17 protein-coding genes are annotated in these 22,282 nt (G+C 74.0%); 8 read left to right on the top strand and 9 right to left on the bottom strand.

Annotated features, from left to right (window positions below; translation table 11 throughout):
• The first annotated feature begins 156 nt into the window (after window positions 1-156).
• Genes KLI87_RS08740 through KLI87_RS08730 form a run of 3 tightly spaced genes read left to right on the top strand, consistent with a single transcriptional unit; the run spans window position 157 to window position 3,517 of the window.
• The gene (locus KLI87_RS08740) at window positions 157-1,374 is read left to right on the top strand and encodes a hypothetical protein (RefSeq protein ID WP_214616467.1); all 1,218 of its coding nucleotides are present in this window, start codon (window positions 157-159) and stop codon (window positions 1,372-1,374) included.
• Window positions 1,371-2,582 carry a hypothetical protein gene (locus KLI87_RS08735; protein WP_214616466.1) on the top strand — a complete coding sequence of 404 codons (1,212 nt, stop codon included), beginning with the start codon at window positions 1,371-1,373 and terminating at the stop codon, window positions 2,580-2,582. Before KLI87_RS08740 ends, KLI87_RS08735 begins: the two co-directional genes overlap by 4 nt.
• Window positions 2,579-3,517, top strand: coding sequence for a glycosyltransferase (locus KLI87_RS08730; RefSeq protein WP_214616465.1), 939 nt, complete (start codon window positions 2,579-2,581; stop codon window positions 3,515-3,517). The genes KLI87_RS08735 and KLI87_RS08730 overlap by 4 nt, the downstream gene beginning before the upstream one ends.
• Here the strand turns inward: KLI87_RS08730 and KLI87_RS08725 are convergent.
• Window positions 3,499-4,965: a family 43 glycosylhydrolase gene (locus tag KLI87_RS08725; RefSeq protein ID WP_214616464.1), complete on the bottom strand. Its 1,467-nt coding sequence runs from the start codon at window positions 4,963-4,965 to the stop codon at window positions 3,499-3,501. The genes KLI87_RS08730 and KLI87_RS08725 overlap by 19 nt on opposite strands.
• Window positions 4,966-5,134: 169 nt before the next feature.
• Here KLI87_RS08725 and KLI87_RS08720 point away from each other — a divergent pair, with 169 nt between their 5' ends.
• Window positions 5,135-6,640 carry a sulfatase gene (locus KLI87_RS08720; RefSeq protein WP_214616463.1) on the top strand — a complete coding sequence of 502 codons (1,506 nt, stop codon included), beginning with the start codon at window positions 5,135-5,137 and terminating at the stop codon, window positions 6,638-6,640.
• Between the two features lie 168 nt (window positions 6,641-6,808).
• Window positions 6,809-10,102 carry a hypothetical protein gene (locus KLI87_RS08715; protein ID WP_214616462.1) on the top strand — a complete coding sequence of 1,098 codons (3,294 nt, stop codon included), beginning with the start codon at window positions 6,809-6,811 and terminating at the stop codon, window positions 10,100-10,102.
• On the opposite strand, the gene KLI87_RS08710 is transcribed toward KLI87_RS08715, so the two are convergent.
• Window positions 10,099-11,043 (bottom strand): glycosyltransferase, encoded by a 945-nt coding sequence (locus KLI87_RS08710; protein WP_214616461.1) that lies wholly within the window; start codon window positions 11,041-11,043, stop codon window positions 10,099-10,101. The genes KLI87_RS08715 and KLI87_RS08710 overlap by 4 nt on opposite strands.
• A 247-nt stretch (window positions 11,044-11,290) precedes the next feature.
• Complete coding sequence (locus tag KLI87_RS08705; protein WP_214616460.1) at window positions 11,291-12,781, bottom strand: LCP family protein; 1,491 nt, start codon at window positions 12,779-12,781, stop codon at window positions 11,291-11,293.
• 113 nt (window positions 12,782-12,894) lie between these two features.
• Between KLI87_RS08705 and KLI87_RS08700 the strand changes: the two genes are divergently transcribed.
• On the top strand, window positions 12,895-13,836 hold the full coding sequence (locus tag KLI87_RS08700; protein ID WP_246249324.1) for a DUF6177 family protein: 942 nt from the start codon (window positions 12,895-12,897) through the stop codon (window positions 13,834-13,836).
• 55 nt (window positions 13,837-13,891) lie between these two features.
• Window positions 13,892-15,307 carry a DUF1266 domain-containing protein gene (locus tag KLI87_RS08695; RefSeq protein WP_214616459.1) on the top strand — a complete coding sequence of 472 codons (1,416 nt, stop codon included), beginning with the start codon at window positions 13,892-13,894 and terminating at the stop codon, window positions 15,305-15,307.
• A 9-nt stretch (window positions 15,308-15,316) separates the two neighbouring features.
• Here the strand turns inward: KLI87_RS08695 and KLI87_RS08690 are convergent, their stop codons facing one another.
• Together KLI87_RS08690 and KLI87_RS39870 are read right to left on the bottom strand one after the other, a co-directional pair.
• A complete protein-coding gene (locus KLI87_RS08690; protein WP_156214006.1) occupies window positions 15,317-15,763 on the bottom strand; it encodes a hypothetical protein in 447 nt (148 codons plus the stop codon).
• Window positions 15,763-16,815 carry a hypothetical protein gene (locus KLI87_RS39870; protein ID WP_250903503.1) on the bottom strand — a complete coding sequence of 351 codons (1,053 nt, stop codon included), beginning with the start codon at window positions 16,813-16,815 and terminating at the stop codon, window positions 15,763-15,765. The genes KLI87_RS08690 and KLI87_RS39870 overlap by 1 nt, the downstream gene beginning before the upstream one ends.
• 1,082 nt (window positions 16,816-17,897) lie before the next feature.
• Between KLI87_RS39870 and KLI87_RS08680 the strand changes: the two genes are divergently transcribed.
• A complete protein-coding gene (locus KLI87_RS08680; protein ID WP_156214008.1) occupies window positions 17,898-18,623 on the top strand; it encodes a hypothetical protein in 726 nt (241 codons plus the stop codon).
• Between the two features lie 49 nt (window positions 18,624-18,672).
• Here the strand turns inward: KLI87_RS08680 and KLI87_RS08675 are convergent, their stop codons facing one another.
• From KLI87_RS08675 to KLI87_RS08660, 4 genes are all read right to left on the bottom strand, one after another.
• Complete coding sequence (locus KLI87_RS08675) at window positions 18,673-19,989, bottom strand: S8 family serine peptidase (protein WP_250903502.1); 1,317 nt, start codon at window positions 19,987-19,989, stop codon at window positions 18,673-18,675.
• A 103-nt stretch (window positions 19,990-20,092) separates the two neighbouring features.
• Entirely contained in the window at window positions 20,093-21,391 is a 1,299-nt protein-coding gene (locus KLI87_RS08670; protein WP_214616458.1) for a WXG100 family type VII secretion target, read from the bottom strand.
• Between the two features lie 33 nt (window positions 21,392-21,424).
• A complete protein-coding gene (locus tag KLI87_RS08665) occupies window positions 21,425-21,799 on the bottom strand; it encodes a hypothetical protein (protein WP_156214011.1) in 375 nt (124 codons plus the stop codon).
• Between the two features lie 158 nt (window positions 21,800-21,957).
• Complete coding sequence (locus KLI87_RS08660; RefSeq protein WP_156214012.1) at window positions 21,958-22,245, bottom strand: WXG100 family type VII secretion target; 288 nt, start codon at window positions 22,243-22,245, stop codon at window positions 21,958-21,960.
• Window positions 22,246-22,282: the final 37 nt, after the last annotated feature.

The following is a 22,282-nucleotide window of genomic DNA, read 5'->3' as shown; positions in this document are numbered from 1 at the left end:
GGGAGCGGTAGACCCGGTGTCGCGGACGGTGACGCGAACACGACGCACCGGTCTGTTGGTAGGGAATGCGGCTAAGATACCCGGGGTTCGATCGGTACCGGCAAGAACCCGAGGATCGCGGTGGCCCGACCCACTTCCGGCGGAGAGCCGCGGCCCGTGGTCTACCTGCATGTCGGTGCGGCCAAGAGCGGCACGACCTACCTCCAGAACGTCCTGTGGCACAACCGGGAGCGGCTGCGCGGGGACGGCATCCTGTACCCCGGCGGCGACTCGGCCTCGCACGTCCGCGCGGCGTTCGACCTGCGCGAGACGTTCTTCGGCGGGGCTGCGGACCTGTCCGTCCGGGGAGCGTGGCCCGCCCTCGTGGAGGAGGCCCGCGCCTGGCACGGCGACGTGATCCTCTCGCAGGAGCTGTTCGCGCCCGCCACCCAGGAGGAGGTCGCGCGGGCGCTGGCCGATCTCGGCTTCCTCGACGTCCACGTGGTGTTCACGGCCCGCGACCTCGCCCGGCAGATCCCGGCGCACTGGCAGGAGGACGTCAAGAACCGGTTCACGACGTCCTTCCCCGACTTCGTCGCGGCGCTGCGGCACCGGAACTGGCAGGGGATCGACAGCGCGCGGCTGTTCTGGGGCCTCCAGGACCCGGTCGCGGTGCTGGAGCGGTGGGGCGCCTCGCTGCCGCCGGACCGCGTCCACGTCGTCACGCTCCCCCGGCCCGGCGCGCCCCGGGACCTGCTCTGGCGGCGGTTCTGCGCGGCGGTCGGGCTCGTCCCGGACGGGTACGACCTGGCCGTGCCGTACACGAACCCGTCGCTGGGGCTGGCCGAGACCGAGTTCCTGCGGCTCCTCAACGGCGCGCTGGACGACGGCCTCGGATGGCCCGCCTACAACGACGCGGTCAAGCACTACCTCGCCCAGGACGTGCTGACCGCCCGTCCGGACCCGGTCAGGATCAGGCTGCCCGCCGGCGACCTGCCGTGGGCGACCGAGCGGGCCATCGAGACGGCCGAGGGGCTGCGCGCGGCCGGGTACCACGTGGTCGGCGACCTGTACGAACTCGTCCCGGTGGAGGGCGCGGCGGAGGCGGAGTCGACGGAGCCGCCCCCCGCCGACCTGGCCGACGTCGCCGTGGACGCGGTCGCGGCGCTGCTGCTGCGCGTCCGGGAGCGGGAAGGGCGGGCCGAGGGGACGCCACCGGCGCGCGATCAGATCGACCGGCTGCGCGGCGAGGCGGCCGAGCTGGCGGACCGCACCGGGCGACTGGCCCACGGCGCGCTGCCGCTCGTCCACCGGGCCGCGCGGAACGCGGCCGAGCGGTACCCGGCCGTGCGGCGGGTCGGGGGCGCCTACCGCCGCATCCAGGACAGGAGGTGAGGGCTCTCGTGGGCGAGCATGGTCCGGAGAAGAGGGTGTGGCTGCATGTCGGCGCGCCCACCGCCGGGGACGCGTTCCTCCAGCGGGCGCTGTGGGCGAACCGGCTGCGGCTCGGCGACGCCGGGGTCTGCTACCCGGTCACCGCCCCGCAGGAGGACTTCGCGGCGGTCATGGACCTGCGCGAGATGAGCTGGGGAGGGCACCGCGACCCGTCCTGGGACGGGACGTGGGAGCGCGTGGCCGGGCGCGCCCGCGACTGGGACGGCGGGACCGTCGTCCTGTCGCAGGGGCTCCTCGGCGGCGCGTCGAAGAAGCAGGCCGCGCGCGCGGTGGCGGACCTGGAGCCCGCCGAGGTGCACGTGGTGTTCGCCACCCGCGACCTCGGCTGGCAGCTCATCCTCGACTGGCAGGAGCAGGTCCGGCACACCCACTCGATCACGTTCGAGCGGTTCGTCGACGACCTGGTCGCGTTCGGGATCGACGCGCCCGAACCGTACGGGGAGATGTTCTGGGGGCTGCACGACCCGGTGCGCGTCCTCGCGACGTGGGCGACGGCCGTGCCGAAGGAGCGCGTCCACGTGCTCACGCTGCCGCCGCCCGGCGGGTCGCCGGCGCCGCTGTGGACGCGTTTCTGCGCGCTGACCGGCATCGACGCCGGGGCCTGCGACATCGAGGGCATCGACGCGGACGAGCCGCTGTCGGCGGTCGAGGCCGAGCTGCTGCGGCGGCTGAACGTGCGGATCGCGCCCGCGCTGGGCGCCGACTACGAGCGGATGGTCGGCGACCACCTCGTGGGGAGCGGGCTCGCCCGCGCGGCCGACGAGACGGGCCGCACGCCGATGGGCCTGCCCGAGCGGCACCGGGAGTGGGCCGCCGCGCGGACGCGGGAGACCGCCGCGTCGCTGCGCGCGTCCGGCTACGACGTGGCGGGCGACCTCGCCGACCTGACGACGGCCCGGACGCCGGTGGAGGCTGCGCTGCTGCCCGGCGACGTCCCGGAGGAGCTGGTCGCGGCCGCGGCCGTCGGCGCCGTCGCGCACCTGCTGGAGGGGCTGGCCCGGACGAACGAGCGGATCGGGCTGGCGCACCTGCACGGTGAGATGGCCGAGGTCAGGCAGAACCTCGAACGGCTGCTGAAGGCCGCCGAGGCGCCGTCGCCCGTGCTGCGGCGCGCCGCCCGGCGCGCCACCGGACGGCGCGCCCCGTGAGCGCGGCGCCGACCGTCGCGGCGGTCGTGGTGACCTTCGACCGGCGCGAGCTGCTGGCGGAGGCGCTGACCGCGCTCGGCGCCCAGACCCGCCCGCCCGACCGGATCGTCGTCGTCGACAACGCCTCGCGGGACGGGACCGCCGCCATGGTCCGCGACCGCTTCCCCGGCGTGGAGCTGCGGGAGCTGCCGCGCAACGTGGGCGGCGCGGGCGGCTTCGGCGCCGGGATGGCGCTCGCGCTGGACTCCGACCTCCTGTGGCTGCTGGACGACGACACCGTGCCGGAGCCCGGCGCCCTCCGCGCGCTGCTGGACGCGCGCGACCGCGCCGCCGGTGGCCCTCCGACGCTCGTCGCCAGCCGCGTGGTGTGGACCGACGGGCGCGACCACCCGATGAACACCCCGCGCGCCAAGCCCCGCGCGTCGGCCGCCGAGACGGAGGCGGCGCGGGCGGCGGGCTGCGTGCCGATCCGCTCCGCGTCGTTCGTGTCCGTGCTGGTGGACGCGGCGGCCGTGCGCGAGCGCGGGCTGCCCGTCGCCGACTACTTCCTGTGGAACGACGACTTCGAGTTCACCACGCGGCTGCTGCGCGGGCGGCGCGGGCTGCTCTGCCCGGCGAGCGTCGCCGTCCACAAGACCCGGGCGTTCGGCGGCACCGAGACCGACCCCGGCGACCGGTTCTTCTACGAGGTCCGCAACAAGATCTGGCTGTTCACCGGCAGCCGGGGTCTCGCGCCGCCCGAGCGCGTCCTGTACGCGGGGTCCACGGCGCGGCGGTGGGCGCGCACGTTCGCCGCGTCCGAGGACCGGGCCGTGCTGCGGCGGGCGCTGGTGCGGGGCGTGCGCCAGGGGCTGCTCACGCGTCCGCGGCCGACCGAGGCGCTGCTGCGCGAGGTGGGAGTGGAGCCGCCCGGTCCCTACCGCAGTTCCAGGTAGTCGACCTGGCCCTGGCCGGTCAGGCGGCGCAGGCCGAGCGTGTTCCATCCGGCGCCCAGCTCGACGTCCGCCGCGGCCGAGGTCCAGTCGGCGCCCCCGGTCGCGCGCAGCCGCACCGGGGCGCCCGCCGTCCCGTTCACCGACAGCTCCAGGTCGGTGTCGCGGCCCGACCGGTTCGCGTACTGCGTCCGGACGGTGTAGCGCCCGGCGGTCGGCGCGAACACCGGCACCTCCAGGCGGCAGCCGTCGCGGTCGAACGGGCCGACCGCCTTCCGGCCGGAGGCGTTGGGGCGGTCGAGCGCGGAGACGCAGCCGTTCAGCCGTCCGGCCTCGGCCTCGTACCGGACGGGGACGCCGCGCACGACGGGCCGCGCCCCGTCCCAGCCGAGCGGCGCCACGTACATGCCGCGGTTCACGTTCGCACCGCCGTGGTAGCCGATGATGCCGTGGAAGACCAGGTAGTCGCCGGTGTCGTCGCTGAGGACGTCCGCGCTGCCCGGCCCGTCGATCCGCCGCCCGTACGCCTCGGTCGACTGGAGCGGCGCCGGCGCCTTGGTGTAGGGGCCCTCGATGGACGGCGCGGTCGCGTACCGGGTCTGGTAGTTCGACCGGAAGTACCAGCCGGAGGAGTACAGCAGCACGTACTTCCCGCCCCGCTTGACCAGGTCGGGCGCCTCGACCAGGACGGGTTCGGACTCGCGCCCGATGAGCTTGACCGGCGCGGCGGCGATGCCGAGGCCGTCCGGGCTCAGCCGGACGAGGAAGATCGACGACGTCTCCCGCGCGTCGCTCTTGTAGAGCAGGTAGCGCGTCCCGTCGGGCTCGATGTGGGACGCCGGGTCGATGGCGCCGCCGAGCTGCCGCGGGCACACGAGCGGGTCCCCCTCGACCGGGACGAACGGCCCGGCGGGCGACGACGCGGTCGCCGCCCCGATGCACTGGACGTCGGCGTCCTTGCGGCGCGCCGAGAAGTAGAGCGTGTAGGACGCCTGGCCCGGACGCGGCGGAACGACCTCCGGCGCCCACGTCCGCCCGGTGGTGGCCCAGGCCGGGAGCCGGGCGAGTCCGTCGCCGGGCGTGCGCGTCCACGGGCCGGTGGGCGAGGGCGCGGTGGCGACGGGCATCGCCGCCTCGCCGTTGTTGGTGCCGTAGGCGAAGTAGGTGCCCGCGACCTTGATCACCGATGGGTCGGCGAACGGCCGGTCGAGCACGGGCCTGTCGGGCGCGTATCCGGGCGGGGTGATCGGCCCCGGCGTCCCGGCGGGGCTCGGCACGGGCGCCCCGGACGCCGCGGCCGGCCTGCTCGGCCGCGCCTCCGGTCTCCCCGAGCCGGGCACGCACGCGTTCGCGATCGCGACGACGAGCGCCACGACGGCGCTGATGGCGGCCCCGGCGATCAGCGGCGTCAGCGGCCCGCGCAGTCGCGGATCCCCGGCCCATCTGTTCATCCCCCCGCATGATGCCAACAACGTGACTGCCACCGCGAACCAGCCCGCGAACCGGCACCGCGAACCAGCACCACAAGGCGGGCGAACCGTCACTCTCCGAGCGAAACGCCCATCGAATCGTTACGCTGCCAACGGCACTTGATCATCGGCACGGGACGGGGCGGCGGGCTTGATCCATCGACGGCGGCTCCCGAGACCCGCGCCGGCGGCCCTGTTCTGCCTGGTCCTGGCGCTGGCACTGGTCGGGTGCTCGGGCGGCGAGGGCAAGGGCGGCGCCCCGAAGGCGGCGCCGCCGGGCAAGCCGAACATCGTCTTCGTGCTCACCGACGACCTCTCGTGGAACCTGATCGCGCACATGCCGCAGGTGCGCGACATGCAGGCGAAGGGCCTCACCTTCGACAACTTCTTCGTGGCGGACTCGCTGTGCTGCACGTCCCGGTCCACGATCCTGACCGGCAAGTACCCGCACAACACCGGGGTGCGCACCAACTTCCCGCCGGACGGCGGCTACCGGGTCTTCAAGGCGCACGGCGGCGAGCAGGCGTCGTTCGGCGCGGGGCTCCAGGGGGCCGGGTACCGGACGGCGTTCCTCGGCAAGTACCTCAACGGCTACCAGCCCGGCGACAGGCAGGGCGGCCCGGCGCCGTACGTCCCGCCCGGGTGGAGCGAGTGGTACGTCACGGGCAACGGCTACCCCGAGTACAACTACAACCTGAACGAGAACGGGCGCCTCGTCCACCACGGGCAGGCGCCGCAGGACTACCTGACCGACGTACTGTCGGGGAAGGCGGACGACTTCGTCCGGCGGGCGGCCGCCGCCGGGAAGCCGTTCTTCATGGAGGTCGCCACGTTCGCGCCGCACGGGCCGTTCGTCCCGGCGCCCCGGCACGCGGGCGCGCTCCCCGGGGTCCGCGCGCCGCGCACGCCCGCTTTCAACGAGGCCGACGTCGGTGACAAGCCGTCCTGGCTGCGCGCGCGTCCGAGCCTGCGCAGCCCGGGGCTCCAGGGCATCGAGCGCGGGTTCCGCGACCGCGCCCGCATGGTCCAGGCGGTGGACGAGATGATCGCGCGGTTGCGGCGGACGCTCGCGGCCAAGGGCCTCGACAAGGACACCTACCTGGTCTTCGGCTCCGACAACGGCTTCCACATGGGCGAGCACCGGCTCGCGGGCGGCAAGATGACGGCGTTCGACACCGACATCCGCGTCCCCTACGTCGTGGTCGGGCCGGGCGTCGAGGCGGGCGGCCGCACCGGGGCGATCGTCCAGAACACCGACCTGGCGCCGACGTTCCTGGACATCGCCGGCGCCGCCGTCCCGCCCGCCACCGACGGGCGCTCGCTCGTCCCGTTCCTGCGCGGCGCGCGGCCGCCGGACTGGCGGACCGCCGCGCTGGTCGAGCACGTCAAGCCGCCGCCGTCGCCGCAGGACCCCGACCGGCAGGACTCCTCGCCCGGCGCGCCGCCCACCTACAACGCGCTGCGCCTGCCCGACGCCCTCTACGTGGAGTACCAGAACGGCGAGCGCGAGTACTACGACATGACCCGCGACCCCCACCAGCTCGACAACCTGGGAGGACGGCTCCAGCGTGACCGGCGGCGGCAGCTGTCCGCGCTCCTCTACGCACTGACGCACTGCTCCGGCGCGGGCTGCATGTCCGCGGGACGCACGCGCTAGGCCCGGTTCCGGGCGCCGAGCGGGGCCGAACGAGGGCACCTGGACCGATCGCTATCATCGCTGGCGACACATTGGTCCGCGGAGGTCATGGATTGACCGACCCGACCTGATCGAACCGTTCGACCGCACTGGCCGACCGACCCGACCGACCGACTGGGGGAGACGGGCGTGACCCCACCCAAGGCTCCGGACACGCCGGACGACGAGAACGGCCACGACCGGCCGGAGGCCGCCCCGGACGGGTTCGGCGCCCCGCCGCCGCCCCAGTGGCTCTCGGACGGCCCGCGGCCGGGCGGCGCGAACCTGCTGCCCGAGCCGCCGCCCGCGCCCCCCTCGCCCCCGCCCGCAGAGGAGACCGTCGCCGAACCGGCCGTCGAGCCCGGTGACGACTCCGAGAACGACAAGACGATCGTCGGCGGCGACCTCGCGGGCGCCTACAAGACGCAGGTGTTCGAGAAGCGGAACCCGCAGGACGAGCGGCCGGAGCAGGAGGAGCGGCCCGAGGACGAGCCGGAGCCGCCCGCTCCCCCGGCCGCCGAGCCGGAGCCGGATCCGGACCCGGCCTCGCTGACCTCGACCGACATCCCGCTGCCGCCGCCGTTCCCGTACGCCGACGACGACAGCGCCCAGAACGACAGTGCCCAGAACGACAAGACGCAGTTCGACTTCCCGCAGCCCGACCCGGACGTGACGCACATCGACACGCCCGTGCCTCCGCCCGCCCGGCCTCCGGCGCCCCCGCAGCCCGACGTGCCGCCCGCGCCCCCGGCACCTCCGGTCCCGCCCGCGGCGTCCGCGCCCCCGCCGTTCCCGTACGCGCAGGAGATCCCCGGCACGCCCGCTCCCGCCCCCGCCCCGGAGCCCTTCCCGTACGCGCAGGAGATCCCGGGGACACCCGGCCCGTCGTCCAGTCCCCCGGCCGCCGAACCGTTCCCCTACGCGCAGGAGATCCCCGGCGGTGGTGCGCCGCCCCTGCCGTCCACCGGCGGCGGCGCCGAACCGTTTCCCTACGCGCAGGAGATCCCGGGCCGCCCCCCGCAGCCCGCCTACGAGAGCCCGCAGCCCGCCCCGCGACCGGCGCCGCAACCGGCGCCGCCCCCCGCGCCGCCCGCGATCGACGAGCCCTGGCGCACCGCCGGGCCCGGCAAGACCAAGCGCAAGCGCGGCAAGAAGCCGCTGCTCGTCGGTGTCGCGGGCGTGGCGGTCGCGGCGGTGCTCGCCGCCGGGGGCTTCTTCGCCGTGACGAGCCTCGGCGGCGACGACGGCGACGGCGGCGGCAAGGAGAGCGCCAGGCTCGCCGCGTCGCTGTTCCCGGTGGAGGGCGGCGCCCGCACCGACGGCCGCGACCAGGAGCTCAACGGCGTCGCGTCCGTGGGCTCGACGGTCGTCGCGGTCGGCGGCGAGAGCGACGTGCAGGCCGTGCGCGGCCTGTTCCTGGTGTCTGTGGACGGCGGGCGCACGTTCAAGCCCGCCGCCCAGCAGGGCCCCGACGGCGGCGCGCCGCGTCCGGGCGAGACGCCCCAGGCGGTCGGCGGGTCGGCGGAGGGCTGGGTCGCCGTCGGCACCCGGACCGGCGGCACCGGCGTCGTGTGGACCAGCGAGGACGGCCGGGAGTGGCGGCGCGAGCCCGACGCGGTCGGCGGCGTCTTCGGCGCGAACGACCGGGTCCGGCGGATCGTCGCGTCCGGCGGCGGGTACATGGCGGTCGGCGACCACTCGCAGAAGGGCGACTTCAGCGACGCCGCGCCCGCCGTGTGGCTGTCGGCCGACGGGCGCCGCTGGGAGGCCCGCACCGGCGACCAGATCGGCGTGCAGATCGACCGGGGGACGTTCTCGCTGGTCGAGGCCGCCGCGAGCGGCAAGGTGATCCTGCTGGAGGGCCTGGTCACCCCCGGCCGCAACAAGCCGCCCTACCGCAAGGTGTGGCGCTCCGACGACGGCGGCCGCACCTGGTCCGCCTCGGACGTGCCGGTGCCGAGGGGCAGCCGCGGCCTGATCATCGGCGGCGGCGGGGCCGGGTTCCTCGCGCTGCGCGAGATCCGGGCCGGCGGCAAGGCGTACGCGCAGGCGTTCGCGTCCAGGGACGGCTCGCAGTGGCGCAGGGCCGGCAACCTCACCACCGGCGGCTACGAGCGGACGAGCCAGGTCCTCGGCGACGAGCGCGGGTTCGCGGCGGTCGTCGTGCGCGGCCGCGACGTGCTGCTGTCGCGCAGCGCGAACGGCGCCGCGTGGAAGGACGCGGGCACCGTCGAGACCAGGCCGCAGCGGGAGATCCGCGGCGGCGCGCTCGCCGGGGGGCGGACGGTCGTCGTCGGCCGCGAGCCCGGCGGCGGCGACATGGACCCCATGCTCGGCGTGTGGGACGCGGCGGGCACCGCCGTCCCGGTCGACCTCGCGAAGGTGCCGGGCGCGATCCGTCCCGACCACACCGTCCGCACGGTCGGGGTGAACGGCGACCTCGCGGTCGCGGTGGGCAGCGCGTCCGGTGACGCCGCCGCCTGGACCTCGGCCGACGGCGGCGCCTGGAAGCCCGCGCAGGGGCTCGGCGCCGCGTTCACCCGGCCGGGGCCGCAGCAGCTCATCGACGTCGCGGGCGGGAAGGCGGGCTGGCTCGCGGTCGGCTACGACCAGTCGGCGCCGCGCCGCGCGCTCGTGGTGACCTCGGCGGACGGCGCGACCTGGCAGGCCGCCGACAACGCCGCCGCGTTCCGGGCCACCCGGAACGGCGTCCCGGTGACCTCCGCCGCCGCGTCCGGTCCCGGCGGGTACGTGGTCGTCGGCATCGAGGGGTTCTCGGCGGTCACCTGGTACTCCGGCGACCTCAAGAACTGGGAGCGCGGGACGAGCGGCGGCCGGAACGCCCTCGAAGGCGCCAGGAACCGCAGCCACTGGATGCTGGACGTCGCCTCCGCCGGGTCGTCCGGATTCGCGGCCGTCGGCGGCGAGCGCGACGCCAAGGGCAACCACCCCGCGGTGTGGACGTCGCGCGACGGCAAGCGGTGGTCGCTCCAGAACCTGCCGCTGCCCGGCGGCATCACCGAGGGCCACCTCACGCACATCGCCGCACGCGGGAACACGCTGGTCGCCGCCGGAATCGCCGCGACGCCGCGGGGCCTCGTGTGGCTGGGCTACACCTCGTCCGACGCGGGCCGGACGTGGCGTCCGCTGCCGGTGCCGGGCGGCGGGACGAACGAGGTCATCACGACCGCGCTGGCCGCGACCCCGAAGGGCTTCGCGGGGACCGGCACCGTCCAGCAGGACGGCGCCGCCGACGTGGTCTCGTGGACGTCCGCCGACGGCTCGTCCTGGAAGAGCACGACGCCCGGCGGCACCGGGCTCGGCGGGGCGGGCGACCAGCAGGTCACCGGGCTCGCCGCGTTCAGGAACTCGCTGCTCGGCGTCGGGCGCAGCACCGACGCGGGCGCCGACCAGCCCGTGCTGTGGAGCCGTCCCGTCCCCTAGCCCGCCGGATGCCGGGGCGGGGCCGGCTCGGGCTCCGCCTCCTGGGCGCGGGCGTGCCTCGGGACGTAGGACGGCGCCTCGGCGGCGGCGCGCCTGCGGGACCGGTTGCGGCGCGCGCCGTAGGGCGCCACGAGCATCCGGTAGAACGGCCGCCTGACCAGCGTCGGGACGAGGCGGTACCCGCCCCGGACGACGACGTTGCGCCAGTACTGCGGGCGCGTGATGAAGCCCTCGACGCGCATCGCGCGCTGGAGCCGCAGCTCCGAGCGCAGCAGGTCGCGGCCGCCGCGGCGCGCGTACGCGCCGTCCCCGACCCGGTAGTAGACGAGCGGCTCGGCGAGGTTCACCACCCGCGCGCCCTGCGCGATCATCCGCGCGAACAGCCAGTAGTCCTCCATCAGCGGCAGGTCGCCGTAGCCGCCGACGGCCATCACGGCGCTGCGCCGGTACACGACCGTCGGATGGTTGAACGGGTCGTGCAGCCGCGAGTACCGCGCGATGTCGGTGGGGTCGCTCGGCGGGATGCGCCGCCCGACGATGTCGGAGATGTCGGAGCCGAACTCCAGCAGGCCCGCGCCGACCAGGTCGGCGCCCGCCCGCACCAGCGGCACCTGCTCCTGGAAGCGGTGCGGCATCGCGACGTCGTCGGCGTCCATGCGGGCGACGATGTCGTGCCAGGCGGCGTTCAGGCCCGCGTCCAGCGCCGGGCCGAGGCCGCGGTTGTGCTCCAGCGCGACGAACGTCACCTCCGAGGGGCTGTCCAGGACGAGCCCCCGCAGGCAGTCGGCCAGCTCCGGCGCGACGGGGCCGTCCCGCACCAGCACGACCTGGTCGGGACGCAGCGTCTGGTGGTGGACGGCGCTGTGGAACGCCTCCCGGACATACTCCACCCGATCACCGCCGTAGACGGTCATCAACAGGGTGAAGGGCTCGGGCTGCATCGGTCCCTATCGGTCCGTTCCGGGTGGGGCGCTTTCGCCCGGCAGAGCCCGTGGCGGGGGGGCGGCTCCTGGGGCAGGGGGCTGGTTCTGTTAGGCGGTCCTGATTGGGGCGCTCTGAAGCGATCGGTGGGCCAGGGGGTGCGTCATGGGGTGGCGCGCCGCCAACATACCGGGATGTGGTGGCGACTACGTCCTGGTTGACCGGTTCTCCACGTCCGCGAAACCTGGGCGATGCGTGATGCCGTCATCACGTCCGATCGCAGATGTTCCGGTCGGCCCTGATCTCCCCGGAGACCTGGGGCATCGGCCGCTTCGCCCCGGACAGTACCGCCCCGTCCTTGCCGATGACGAGATAGACGTAGCCGGGCCTGCCGCCGGGCCACGCGCGCGGCGGATGCCCCGGCAGCGCGATCGCGAGCCGCGCCGCCTGCCGCTCGGCCCCGGCGCCGTAGAGGATCTGCGTGGGGGCGCCGGCGGGCACCGCGCGCGTGCCGACCCTGACGACCTGGAAGCCGCGTCCGGTGAGCTGGTCGGCGGTCCGCCGGCCGAGCCCCTTCAGCCTCGTCGCGTTGTAGATGGCGACCTTGACCTGCGCGGGCGGGACGGGCGGCACCGGCGGGACGCCGCTCGGCCGCTGCGCCGGGACGGGCGCGGGCGCCGCCGGCTCGGCGGGCGGCGCGTTGTCCTCGCGGATCGACCTGAACAGCGGCTCCGCCAGCGCCTGGTTGAACTGGACGCGGTTCCTGTCCGCCGGATACGGCTGCACGGGGACGGTCACGAACCGCACCTTGCCCGCGCTCATCCCGCGCAGGCTGCCCGCGAGCTTCTGCATGACCGACAGCGTGAACCGGTCGTCCGCCTTGATGGACCTGGTCGCGGCGGACAGGAACGAGAAAGTGCGCCCGGGATCGGTGAGCATGCCCTTGTCGGTGGCCTTCTTCACGACCGAGGCCATGAACGCCTGCTGCCGCTTGATCCGGTCGAGGTCGGAGCCGTCGCCGAGCACGTACCGGGTGCGGACGTAGCCGAGCGCCTGGTCGCCGCGCACGGTCTGCGGCCCGGCGCGCAGGTGCAGTTCGGCCTTCGGGTCGTCGATGCGGCGGGGCACGCAGATCTCGACGCCGTTGAGCGCGTCCACGACCCGCTTGAACCCGGCGAAGTCCACCTCGACGAAGTGGTCGATGTGGATGCGGGTGAGCGACTCGATCGTCCGCCACGTGCAGGCCGGGCCGCCGGTCGAGAACGCGGCGTTGATCATCGCGAGCTGCGGCGGCGACGACCCGCCGCCCGTCCTGCGGCAGGAGGGGAGGTTCACCATCGAGTCGCGCGGGAAGCTGATCCCGAGCGCCTGCTCGCCGCCCGGCGAGATGTGCAGCAGGATCGTGGTGTCCGAGCGCTGCCCGACCTCCTGGCCGTAGCGCGCGTTCTCCCCCGCGCGGCTGTCGGACCCGATCATCAGGATGTTCATCGAGTTGTTGAGCTTGGCCGGACGGTTCGCGCCGAGCTTGTCGTCCACGTGCTCGCGGTCGATCTGGCCGTCCAGCCGCCGCCAGAACCCGTAGGCGCTGAGGCTGCCCGCGACCAGCACCGCCGACATCGCGATCGACACCCAGCCGAGCACGCGCCACAGCCGCCCCCGCGCCGGCGGTTCCGGCGGCCGGGGGGCGTCGTCGGTGTAGTACACGTCCCGGTAGTGCGCCCGCCTGGAGGGCGCGCGGGACGGCGCGGCTCGCTGCATCCGTAACATTTCAGCACACAATGGACAAGAGCCACCGGAGTCACGGCAAAGTCATCCAGGCAAGGTCATCTCGACCTCGGATCCCCGCGACCGCCCACTAGACTCCCCCGAAGATGAGCACCGTAGACGCGCTGACCGACCAGGCGATGGTCGTGTTGCAGGACCGGCCGGTCATCCCGCTCAGCGGCTGGCTGACCAGGGCCGTCGCCGACTGCGCCGAGAGCGGCCGCACGCTGCAGCTCCTCACCCCCCTCGACTCGCGGCTGTCGCTGCCGCTGCGCACCGTCGCCGCCGGAGCCGACCTCCAGTGGGTCGTCCGCCACGGCGACGGCTACTACGAGGGCCTCACCGGACGGCCGCTCAAGTGGGACGGCGCGACGTTCGTCCCCGTCCCGGAGGCGCGCGACTACGCGCCCGGGTTCACGACCCGCCCCACCGCCGCGATCGGCTCGCAGCTCACACTCGTCTACCGGATCAGGCACGGCGCGCAGGGTGACCTCGGCGGACCCGTCGAGCGCCTCCTGCAACTGCTCACCGGCAAGCAGCCCGCCGGGCTCGGGCCCGCCGAGCCGCTGGAGCACCCCTGGCGCGGCGACCGGCTCACCGAGTACGCGCGCGGCCGCTCCACCGCGCGGCTGCTGGTCGTCGGCGACGGCCCGCGCCCCGCCCAGGCGATCTGCGACTTCGCCACCACCGAGGGCGGCGGCGCCGCCGAGGTCACCACCGTCACCGTCGGCTACGCGCCCACCGACCCGCCGCCGCTGCGGCACCTGCCCTCGCTGGTCGGGGCGCTCGCCGCCGACCAACCGCTGGCCTCGCTGTTCGTCCAGCTCTGCCCCGGCCGCGCCGACCTCACCACCGAGCCGCGCTGGACGGGCGCGCCCGCCCCGGTCGCGCTGGCCGTCACCGGCACCGTCACCGGCCCCGCCGACCTCCCCGGGCAGCAGGTAGGCCCGGCGCGCACCCCGATGACGCTGTTCCCGCTCGGCGACGGCCGCTCCCCCGACGGCTGGCAGCGCCACGGCCTGCTCATGCGGCACCTCCAGGCGGGCTGAGCCTCCCCCACTCGTGGTGATCACCCCGATCGGGCGATGGGGTACGGTCCTGCCCATGGAACAGGCCCCCCGGCTCGACGCGTTGGAGCGGGCCGTCGAGGGAACCCTCGCCGAGGCGGCGCTGGAGATCGACGACGACGCGGCCGTCGTGCGGATCGAGATCTCGCTCCAACTCGCCACCGCCTGGTTCGTGGCCTGCGGCATCGGCGGGATCGCCCTGCTGCTCGCGGGCGCCGTCCTGTCCCTCACCGGCATGCAGGACGCGGCGCGCTGGCCCCTCGCCCCCGGCACGGCGCTGCTCGCGCTCGTCGCCGGCTACGTGGCCGTCGTCCGCTTCACCCCGCTGGTGAGGCTGTGGCCCGTGACCGAACTGCGCTTCGCCGAGCGCGAGCTGGTGCACCGCCACACCCGCGTCCCGTTCGGCGAGCTGCGCCCCGAGCACCTCGTGTGGAAGAACGGCCGCTTCTTCCGGCGCCTGTTCGTCCGGCACCCGGCCCTGCGCACGCAGCTCGCCGGGTTCTTCGAGAGCGAGCGGCGCAAGGCCGCCGAGTTCCACGACCGGCTCTGGAAGCTGATCTCCGGCCCCGCCCTCGCCTCCGGCGACGACCTCACCCCCGTGCAGCGCTGGATCATCGGCGCGGCCGCCCCCTACGGCGCGATCAACGGCTTCCGCCTCGACCGGCTCGGCGCCGCCCCCGGCGACCCCGCCGCGGCCGCCGACCGCCGCACCGCCCTGGAGCTCCTCCAGGACCCGTGGGGCGCCTACGACCTGGAGCAGCTCCTCGGCGCCGTGAACTGGCTCGTCCAGGACGGGCACCGCGCCGACTTCACCCAGGACGCCGACCTCGCCGCCCGCGCCCCCGCCGAACGCGACGCCTACACCGCGCTGCTCCGCGAGGTCGACGGCCTCATCGCCCGCGACGCCCTGGAGCCGCCGTTCGTGGAGCGGCTGATCGAGCTGGTCCGCGTCCGCTACGGGACGGAGGGCGCCGCGTACGCGCGGCTCGTCCCGCCCCTGCTGCGCGACGAGCCGGGCGCCGACGCCAGCGAGGAGGGCGCCGGGCTCGCCCAGTTCCTGCACCGGCTGTTCAACGACCGCGACCACGCCGCCGAGGAGCTGCACCGCCTGGAGACCCTGGCGGACCCGGCGCTGCGCGCCAACGTCGGCCGCTTCCTGATCTGGGACTACGGCCGCGCGCTCATGCTCTACCGGTGGGGGCACATGGTCGGCTGGCTCACCGAGGAGTACTGCTGGGAGCGCATGCTCCCGCTCGCGCTCGACATCCAGCGCCGCTACACGTCCTGGGAGGACATGGCCACCTGCTACCTCCAGGGCCGGCTGCTGTGGTCGGGCGGCGGCGGCAGCGCGCAGCAGGAGTACGAGCGCCTCGTCGCCCGGCTCGCCGAGGACGGCGGCAGCCCCTGGAACCTCGTCCCCTGGGGCCAGGACCTCACCCGCGACTGGAAGTGACGGGCGGGATCAGCCGCCGATGACGCCGTCGTGGAAGGCGGCGCCGGCGGAGGTGTCCCCGGCGGGGTCGCTCGCCTTCCAGCTCAGGGCCGGGGGCTCGATCGTCCCGTCCGGATAGACCGTGCCGCCGAGCCAGTGGACGAGCGAGTCGGCGAACCTGCGCGCCACCCGCGTCGCCTCCGGGAGGTCGGCGACGGCGCGGACGTCCACCCACCAGACCGGCACCGCGACCCGCGCGGCGAACTCCGCGCCGAGCAGCCGCCCGATCTCACCCTGGACCTCGACCTGGACCGCGCCCTCGATCGAGACGAGCAGCCGGCCCTCGGCGTCGTACAGCCGGGTCGCCTCCGGCTCGCCGCCGCGCAGCTCCAGCGGCTCGCCCATCGCGATCATCCCGTCGGCGACGGCGTGCACGTCGGGGCGCCGCCGCACCAGCGCGACCAGGTCACTGCTCATCAGGACATCCCAGCGGAGAGCGAACGCGAGAAGACCTCGTGCACGACCCGGATCACGGCCGCCCGCGCGGCGGCGGAGATCTTGGACATGTCCAGCGAGCCGCCGGTCGCGAGGTGCCGATCATACGGCACGGACACGACGGGCAGCCCCCACGCGGTGAGCATCTGGTGCGCCCGCTCCAGGTCGGCGCCGACCTGCGGGGCGTGCGAGACCATCGCGATCACGGTGCGCGGCAGCACGGCCTGCTGGTCGTTGCCCGCGAACCACTCCAGCGCGCCCCGCGCGCTCAGCGCCCCGTCCACCGTCCCCGGCGTCACCAGCACGAGGCCGTGCGAACCGGCGATCACGCCCCGGTTCAGCTCGGTGAGGATGCCCGCGCCGCAGTCCACCACCGTCGCGGCCACATACCGGCCGACCGCGTTGAGCGCGCTCTGGAACGTCTCCAGCGTGAACTCGCCCGCGATCCGCCCGTCCCGCGTCGAGGACAGCACGAACAGCCCGTCGGGCGTCCGCGACAGGAACTGCGCGGCCTCCTCGAACGTGCGCGGATTCTGCCCGGCCAACTCGAACAGCGAAAGCTGGGAGCGGACCCCGAGCCGCAGCGGCAGCGACCCCAACTCGGCGTCGGCGTCGGCGGCCAGCACCCGGTCGGCCCGGTGCCTCGCCAACTCGGTGGCGACCAGCGCCGCCATGGTCGTCTTCCCCGCACCGCCCCGCACGCTGGCGACCGCGATCTGCCGCGCGCCCGGGACCGAATGCCGCATCAGCTCGGCGAACGCCGCCATCTCCCGCGCGGCGCCGCCGCCACCGCCGACCACCCGGCGGACGTTCTGCCGCACCCGCCGTCCGAGGGGATCGCCGTGCTGGTTCCGCCGGACGAGGTCCTCCGCCGGCATCTGGGACGGAGGCTGCCGCGGCCCGGGCTCCGGCGCCCGGGGCTGGACGGGTCGCGGCGGCACCGGCGGCGCGTGACCGGCCCCGTCCTGCACCTCGTTCGCGGAGACCCCGGGCATCGGACTGACGGCCGACGCCCAGTCGAAGTCGGGATGCATGAGCGGCTCAACGGCCGGCTGCTCAGGCGGCTCGGCCGGCTGCCAAGCCTCAACGGCCGGCTGCTCAAAGGAAGGCGGCACGGGCGCCGGCGGCAACTCCGCACCCCCACCCGGGAACACAGGCGCTGCGGGAACCTCCTCCGCAGCAACCGGCGGAGGCTGAGGCGCCGCAGGCGCGGGATCCGCGACCGTATGCGACAGAGAAGGCGAAGGCGGCGGCGACTCACCCACCGGTTCCTCAAAAGAAGGCGGCACAGGCGCCGGAGGCAACTCCGCACCCCCACCACCCGCCGCAGGCGCAGGATCCGCGACCGTATGCGACAGAGAAGGCGAAGACGGCGGCGACCCACCCACCGGTTCCTCAAAAGAAGGCGGCACAGGAGGCGGAGGCAACTCCGCGCCCCCACCATCCGCAGCGGGCGCGGGATCCGCAACCGTATGCGGCAAAGAGGGCGAGGGCGGGTGCGAGACGGGTTGCACGGGAGCGGGCGGCGCGGGTGCGGGCGGCGCCGGAGCCGCCGCCTCGACCTCGGGAGCCCGCGGGACGGCCTCCACCACAGGCGGCTCGACGGGCGGCTGCTCAGGGGCGGGCAGCGGTGGCGCCTCGGCCCCCCACCCTCCCTGGGGCGGGGCGGGCTCGGCCTCCAGCGTCTGGAATCCCCGCTGCGGAACGCCGATCTCTCGCAGGACGGCCTGCTGCCAACTGGAGTCGGACACCTGCCTCCCCTCTTCCTTTAAAGCGTACGAGACACCGGTCGCCCCGTGCACCGTCGATGGGTCTCCAGAACGATTCCGGAAGCGAGAAGGGCGCTCCACAACGGCCCGACCGGCGCAGACGTGCCATACCCGATGAAATCAACACGGGACGCCCGCTAGTCTGGCCGGATCTCAATCGGCACCCCGCACGCGAACAGCCCGGAGCTCTTATGAACCCCCCTGAATGGCCTGGTCAGCCGCCCGGCCAGCCGGGATACCCGCCTCCTGCCGCCCCCGCCGGACCGCCTCCCGCGCCCCCGCGGGCCCCGATCGGGGGGCCGATGCCCGGCCCCCCGATGCCCGGCCCGCCTATGCCGGGACCGCCCATGCCCGGCGGTTTCCCGCCCCCGCCCCGCCGTAGCGGCGGCGGCGCGGCGGTCCCGCTGCTCATCGTCGGCGGGATGGTCCTGCTTGCCCTCATCGGCGTCGGCGCCTTCGTCGTGCTGAACAGCGGCGACGACAAGGACGACCCTCCCGCGATCACGTTCCCCTCGGCGCGGCCGACCTACACGCCTCCCTCCACCGGCTCGATCGAGCCGAGCCCGACGACCTCCCTCGGCGGTGGCGGCTCCGACCCGACGAGCCTGCTCTCGGCGACCGTCCGCACGGCGAAGGGCAACACCTTCACCCGCGCCGGAACCCGCACGGAGTCCTGCATCACCCGCGCCAACACCAAGCTGCTGTCGAGGCTGCGCACCGACCCGTGCATCGGAAGCATGTACTCGGCCGTCTACGCCAACCCGTCCCGGACGATCATCACGTCGGTCTCGATCGCGAAGTTCGCCACCCCCTCGGCGGCGAGCCGCATCGGCAACGCGACCGACGCCCAGGGCTGGCCGAAGCTGCTCACCCCGTCCGACGCCAGCGGCCTCCCGCAGCCCCGCGCCAACCCGGCGTACTGGACCCGCACCTGGACCCGCGGATCCAGCGTGATCTACGCCCAGTCCTACTGGACGCACGGCGGCGCCACCGGCGGCCGCACCGGCTCGGTGTTCGCCACCGCCGGAGAACTCGGCGTCGAGATCACCAACGCCCTCCTCTTCACCAACTGACGCCTCCCCACGGGCATGGGCGGCAACCCGCCCATGCCCGAACGGCGCATCAGCGAGGCGTCGGCGGCCCACCACCCTGAGGCGGCCCCGGCGGCTGGTACTGGCCGGGGGGCTGACCAGGTTGAACCGGCGGCTGGAAACCGGGTCGCCCAGACTGGCCGAACCCCGGGGGCACACCCGGTCCGGCACCGGGGCCGAACGGAGGCGGGCCGGGCGGCGGGCCGCCCTTCCCCCTCCGGCGCCGCGCGATGACGAACACGATCACCAGCACCACGAGCCAGAAGGCGCCGATGGCGCCGAAGCCGATGATGGTGCCGGTGCTCATCCCGTCGTCCGAGTCCTTTTCGGCCTTCGGCCGGGCACTGGGCCTGTGCCGCTTGGCCCACCGGTCGTAGTCCTCGAAGACGGGATTCGCCGAGCCCTGCGGCGCCTTCTGGGCGAGCAGGCGATAGGGCCGGACCATTCCGTATCCCGTTCGGTCGTCCTGCCCTTTGTCGGAGACGTCCTTCGCGGAGGCGATGAGCTGCCGAACCAGCTCCCGGTTCTTCATCTCGGGGAACTTGGCGCGCACTAGGGCGATCGCCCCTGACGTCAGCGCGGACGCGGCGCTCGTGCCGCTGCCGCTGATCAACTTCCCGCTCTTGACGACGACGGGGGCCCTGACGCCGGGGCCCGCCACGGTCACATACGGCTGGCGTTGCGTCTTCTCCCAGGGCCGCAGTTGCGCGTCAACGGCCCCTACCGCGAGAACGCCCTTGCAGTTGGCCGGAGAGTTGGAAGCGTTGCCTCCGGCACCGTCATTGCCCGCGCCCGCGACGATCACGACGTCCTTGTCCAGCGCATAGGCGATGGATTCCTGCAGGTTCGCCGGACAGGCGCCGGGCACGGCCTGGGACAGATTGACTACTTTCGCGCCATGGTCGGTCGCGTAGCGGATTCCCTTGGCGTAGGCGTCCGTGCTCTGCCCCACGATGGGGAGGATCTTCGCCTCGGGCGCGACACCGACGAGTCCGGTCCCGGTGCCCTGTGCGGCGATCAGCGATGCCATGGCCGTACCGTGGCCGTGGAGTTCACCGGTATCGCCATCGGTGCGGCCGTCGCCGCTTCCGCTCTCGGCGTCCATGCCGGGAAGAACCGCGTTCCGCAGATCCGGCACATTCGCCTGAACGCCGGTATCGATGACCGCGACCGTCACACCGGCGCCCTTGGAGATCGGCCACAGGAGGTCGTCCACTCCCCAAGCCGGAAACCACCATTCCTGGGCGAGCGGTTTCGGTGCCGCCGCAGCGGATCCTGGCAAAACGACCGCCGCCGACAGGAGCAGCGCCAGAACCAAGCCGACCAGTTTTCGACCTCGCTGCAGCATCGGTACTCCTCGTCTACAGCAACTGAATTATAAAAGGATAGGTAGATCAGGTTGGACCTGATCTACCTATCCCATCGCCTCTGTCACCACTATGGCACGAACATCAGCCGATCACGGGCGGGGCGGTGTCGTCGTTGCCGCCCCAGATGTCCTCGTCCTCGGTGAGCCACGTGCTGCGCTCGCGCTCCTCGCCGTCGCCGCCGCCGTGGCCGCCGGCTCCCATGGGCATTCCCATGCCGGACATGCCGCCCTTGCCGAGCGCGCCGGCGCCCATCAGGCCGCCGGGTCCGCCGAGTCCGCCACCGGGGCCGCCACCGGGACCACCGCCGAGAGCGCCGGGACCACCGCCGAGAGCGCCGGGGCCGCCGCCGAGACCGCCGGGGCCCAGACCACCGCCGCCGGGACCACCGCCGGGGCCGCCACCGGGCATGCCGCCGAGACCGGTGTCCGGTCCACCGCCGCCCGGCAGGCTCGCCAGGTCGGTGCCGGGGCCGCCACCGGGGCCGTTGCCGATGCCGCCGGGACCGCCGCCAGGGCCGCCGCCGGGGCCTCCGCCCGGGAGGTCGGGACCGCCCCCGGGGCCACCGCCCGGCATGTGCGGCGGTCCTCCCGGGCCTCCGCCGGGACCGCCCCCGGGCCCACCGGGGTTGTCGGGAGGCTTGGGCAGGTCGGGACCGCCACCGGGCCCCTTGGGCAGGTCGGGACCACCGCCGGGGCCGCCCCCGGGACCGCCGCCCGGCATCTTGGGCGACTTGGGGCCACCGCCGGGGGGAGTGCCCGGCGGGTCGGTGTCCAGGACGTTGGGGTCGGCCTCGGGCATGTCCTGGCGGATATCGGCCGGGAAGTTGTTGTAGGTGCCCTTGGTGCCATTGTTGATGGCATTCATGGCGTCTTTGGCGCCGAAGTTGTTGCCGATCAGGCCCGTGATGGCGGCCGGGGCGGTGGCGGGGTTGATCGCCATCGCGCGCTGGCCCCAGTTCACGACGTCCTTGACCCAGCTGTCGTTCGCGCTGCCGGAGCCGTAGGAGTGCTTCCACTGCCGCTGCTGCTTGGCGTGCGCCGTCAGGGCGGTGCCCGTGGTGGACGCCTTGGTCTTGATCTCCTGGGCCTGCCGGTAGGCCTTGTTCATCTGCTCCATGGCCTTTTCGGCGTCGTCACCGCCCCAGGCCTCGACCAGCCGCTGCGCCTGCTTGTAGATGAGATCGACGGAGTCGTTCATCCGGGTCGACAGGTTGGTGTAGGTGGTCGCACCCGTGTCGATCTGCTCCGGGTGCATGCTGTCGACGACCTTTTTGACCTTGTCGAACTGGTCTTCCCAGACCTTGAGCATCCCCCAGCCGCCGGTGCCCTCACCGCCGGTCTGGAAGCCCTCCTGCCTGATCTTCTGCGTGCTCTTCGTCACCTACGATCACCCTCCTCGTCGCGTGCGTTCCGCTCACACGCTGCTGTGCGGACTGGCGGCATTCTGAACGCCTTGCTTGGACTTGTCGTCGGCGTTGCGATGGGTCTGCTCGGAGGCCCGGAGGGCTTTGATCACGTTTTCGTACGCGGTGACGAACTGCGTGTAGGTGTTGCCGATCTGCGTCTGCGCGGCCGAAACGGTGTTGTAAAGGCTGCGGCCCGCCGTGTAGTTGCCGAGCGAGGACTCGGTCGGCGAGTCGTCCTCAAGCTTGTTGTCATAGCGCAGGCTTTTGAGGGCCCGCAGGTCCTTTTCGAGCTTGTCCGCGATGTCCTTGACGGTGTCGTGGTGAATGCCGATTTCTTTGCCGCCGGCCGTCGGCAGGCTCTTCGGGGGTTCTGGGGGTGCCATCTCTGCTTACCTCCTGTCAGCCTCTTGCCCCCTGAGCGGCTGTCTGGGAGACAAGACGGAACAGACCTGGGTTCGGTACGGGCGAAGTGGGCCCCGGCCGTTCGCACGGCCAGGGCCACTTCACAGCTGCGTCCAGCGGACGGGGGTTGAACCTGCGGTCAGCCCCAGATCCCGGAGTTGGACCGCTCGGCCTGCTGGTAGTTGTCGTGCGCGTCGCGGATCGCGAGACCGAGCTGCGCCACGACGTTCTGCATGTCCTTGGCGGCGCCGTCCCACTGCTTCTGGAAGACCCAGTAGGCCTCCTGGGCGGAGCCCTCCCACTGGTTGAGCTTCGTCCGGAGCTTGCCCTCCAGGTCGTTCAGCTCGTCCATCAGGGCGCGCGCGGCCTGGCTGAACTGCGCCTCACCCTCGGTCAGGCCGCCGAAATTGGCCCTCGTGTAGCTCATGATTCTCCTTTTCCAGCCGTCGTCACCTGGTTGTGAG

It is taken from the genome of Actinomadura sp. NEAU-AAG7 (genome assembly GCF_018603865.1).
In the GTDB taxonomy this organism is placed as follows: domain Bacteria; phylum Actinomycetota; class Actinomycetes; order Streptosporangiales; family Streptosporangiaceae; genus Spirillospora; species Spirillospora litoris.
This window is presented reverse-complemented; position numbering and strand designations above follow the sequence as displayed.

Excerpts from the sequence above, each read along its gene's own strand:
- KLI87_RS08690 (WP_156214006.1), bottom strand. The coding sequence starts at position 15,763 with ATGAGCAGTGACCTGGTCGCGCTGGTGCGGCGGCGCCCCGACGTGCAC.
- KLI87_RS08705 (WP_214616460.1), bottom strand. The coding sequence starts at position 12,781 with ATGCAGCGAGCCGCGCCGTCCCGCGCGCCCTCCAGGCGGGCGCACTAC.
- KLI87_RS08710 (WP_214616461.1), bottom strand. The coding sequence starts at position 11,043 with ATGCAGCCCGAGCCCTTCACCCTGTTGATGACCGTCTACGGCGGTGAT.
- KLI87_RS08675 (WP_250903502.1), bottom strand. The coding sequence starts at position 19,989 with ATGCTGCAGCGAGGTCGAAAACTGGTCGGCTTGGTTCTGGCGCTGCTC.
- KLI87_RS39870 (WP_250903503.1), bottom strand. The coding sequence starts at position 16,815 with ATGCATCCCGACTTCGACTGGGCGTCGGCCGTCAGTCCGATGCCCGGG.
- KLI87_RS08700 (WP_246249324.1), top strand. The coding sequence starts at position 12,895 with ATGAGCACCGTAGACGCGCTGACCGACCAGGCGATGGTCGTGTTGCAG.
- KLI87_RS08665 (WP_156214011.1), bottom strand. The coding sequence starts at position 21,799 with ATGGCACCCCCAGAACCCCCGAAGAGCCTGCCGACGGCCGGCGGCAAA.
- KLI87_RS08695 (WP_214616459.1), top strand. The coding sequence starts at position 13,892 with ATGGAACAGGCCCCCCGGCTCGACGCGTTGGAGCGGGCCGTCGAGGGA.
- KLI87_RS08660 (WP_156214012.1), bottom strand. The coding sequence starts at position 22,245 with ATGAGCTACACGAGGGCCAATTTCGGCGGCCTGACCGAGGGTGAGGCG.
- KLI87_RS08725 (WP_214616464.1), bottom strand. The coding sequence starts at position 4,965 with ATGAACAGATGGGCCGGGGATCCGCGACTGCGCGGGCCGCTGACGCCG.
- KLI87_RS08680 (WP_156214008.1), top strand. The coding sequence starts at position 17,898 with ATGCCCGGCGGTTTCCCGCCCCCGCCCCGCCGTAGCGGCGGCGGCGCG.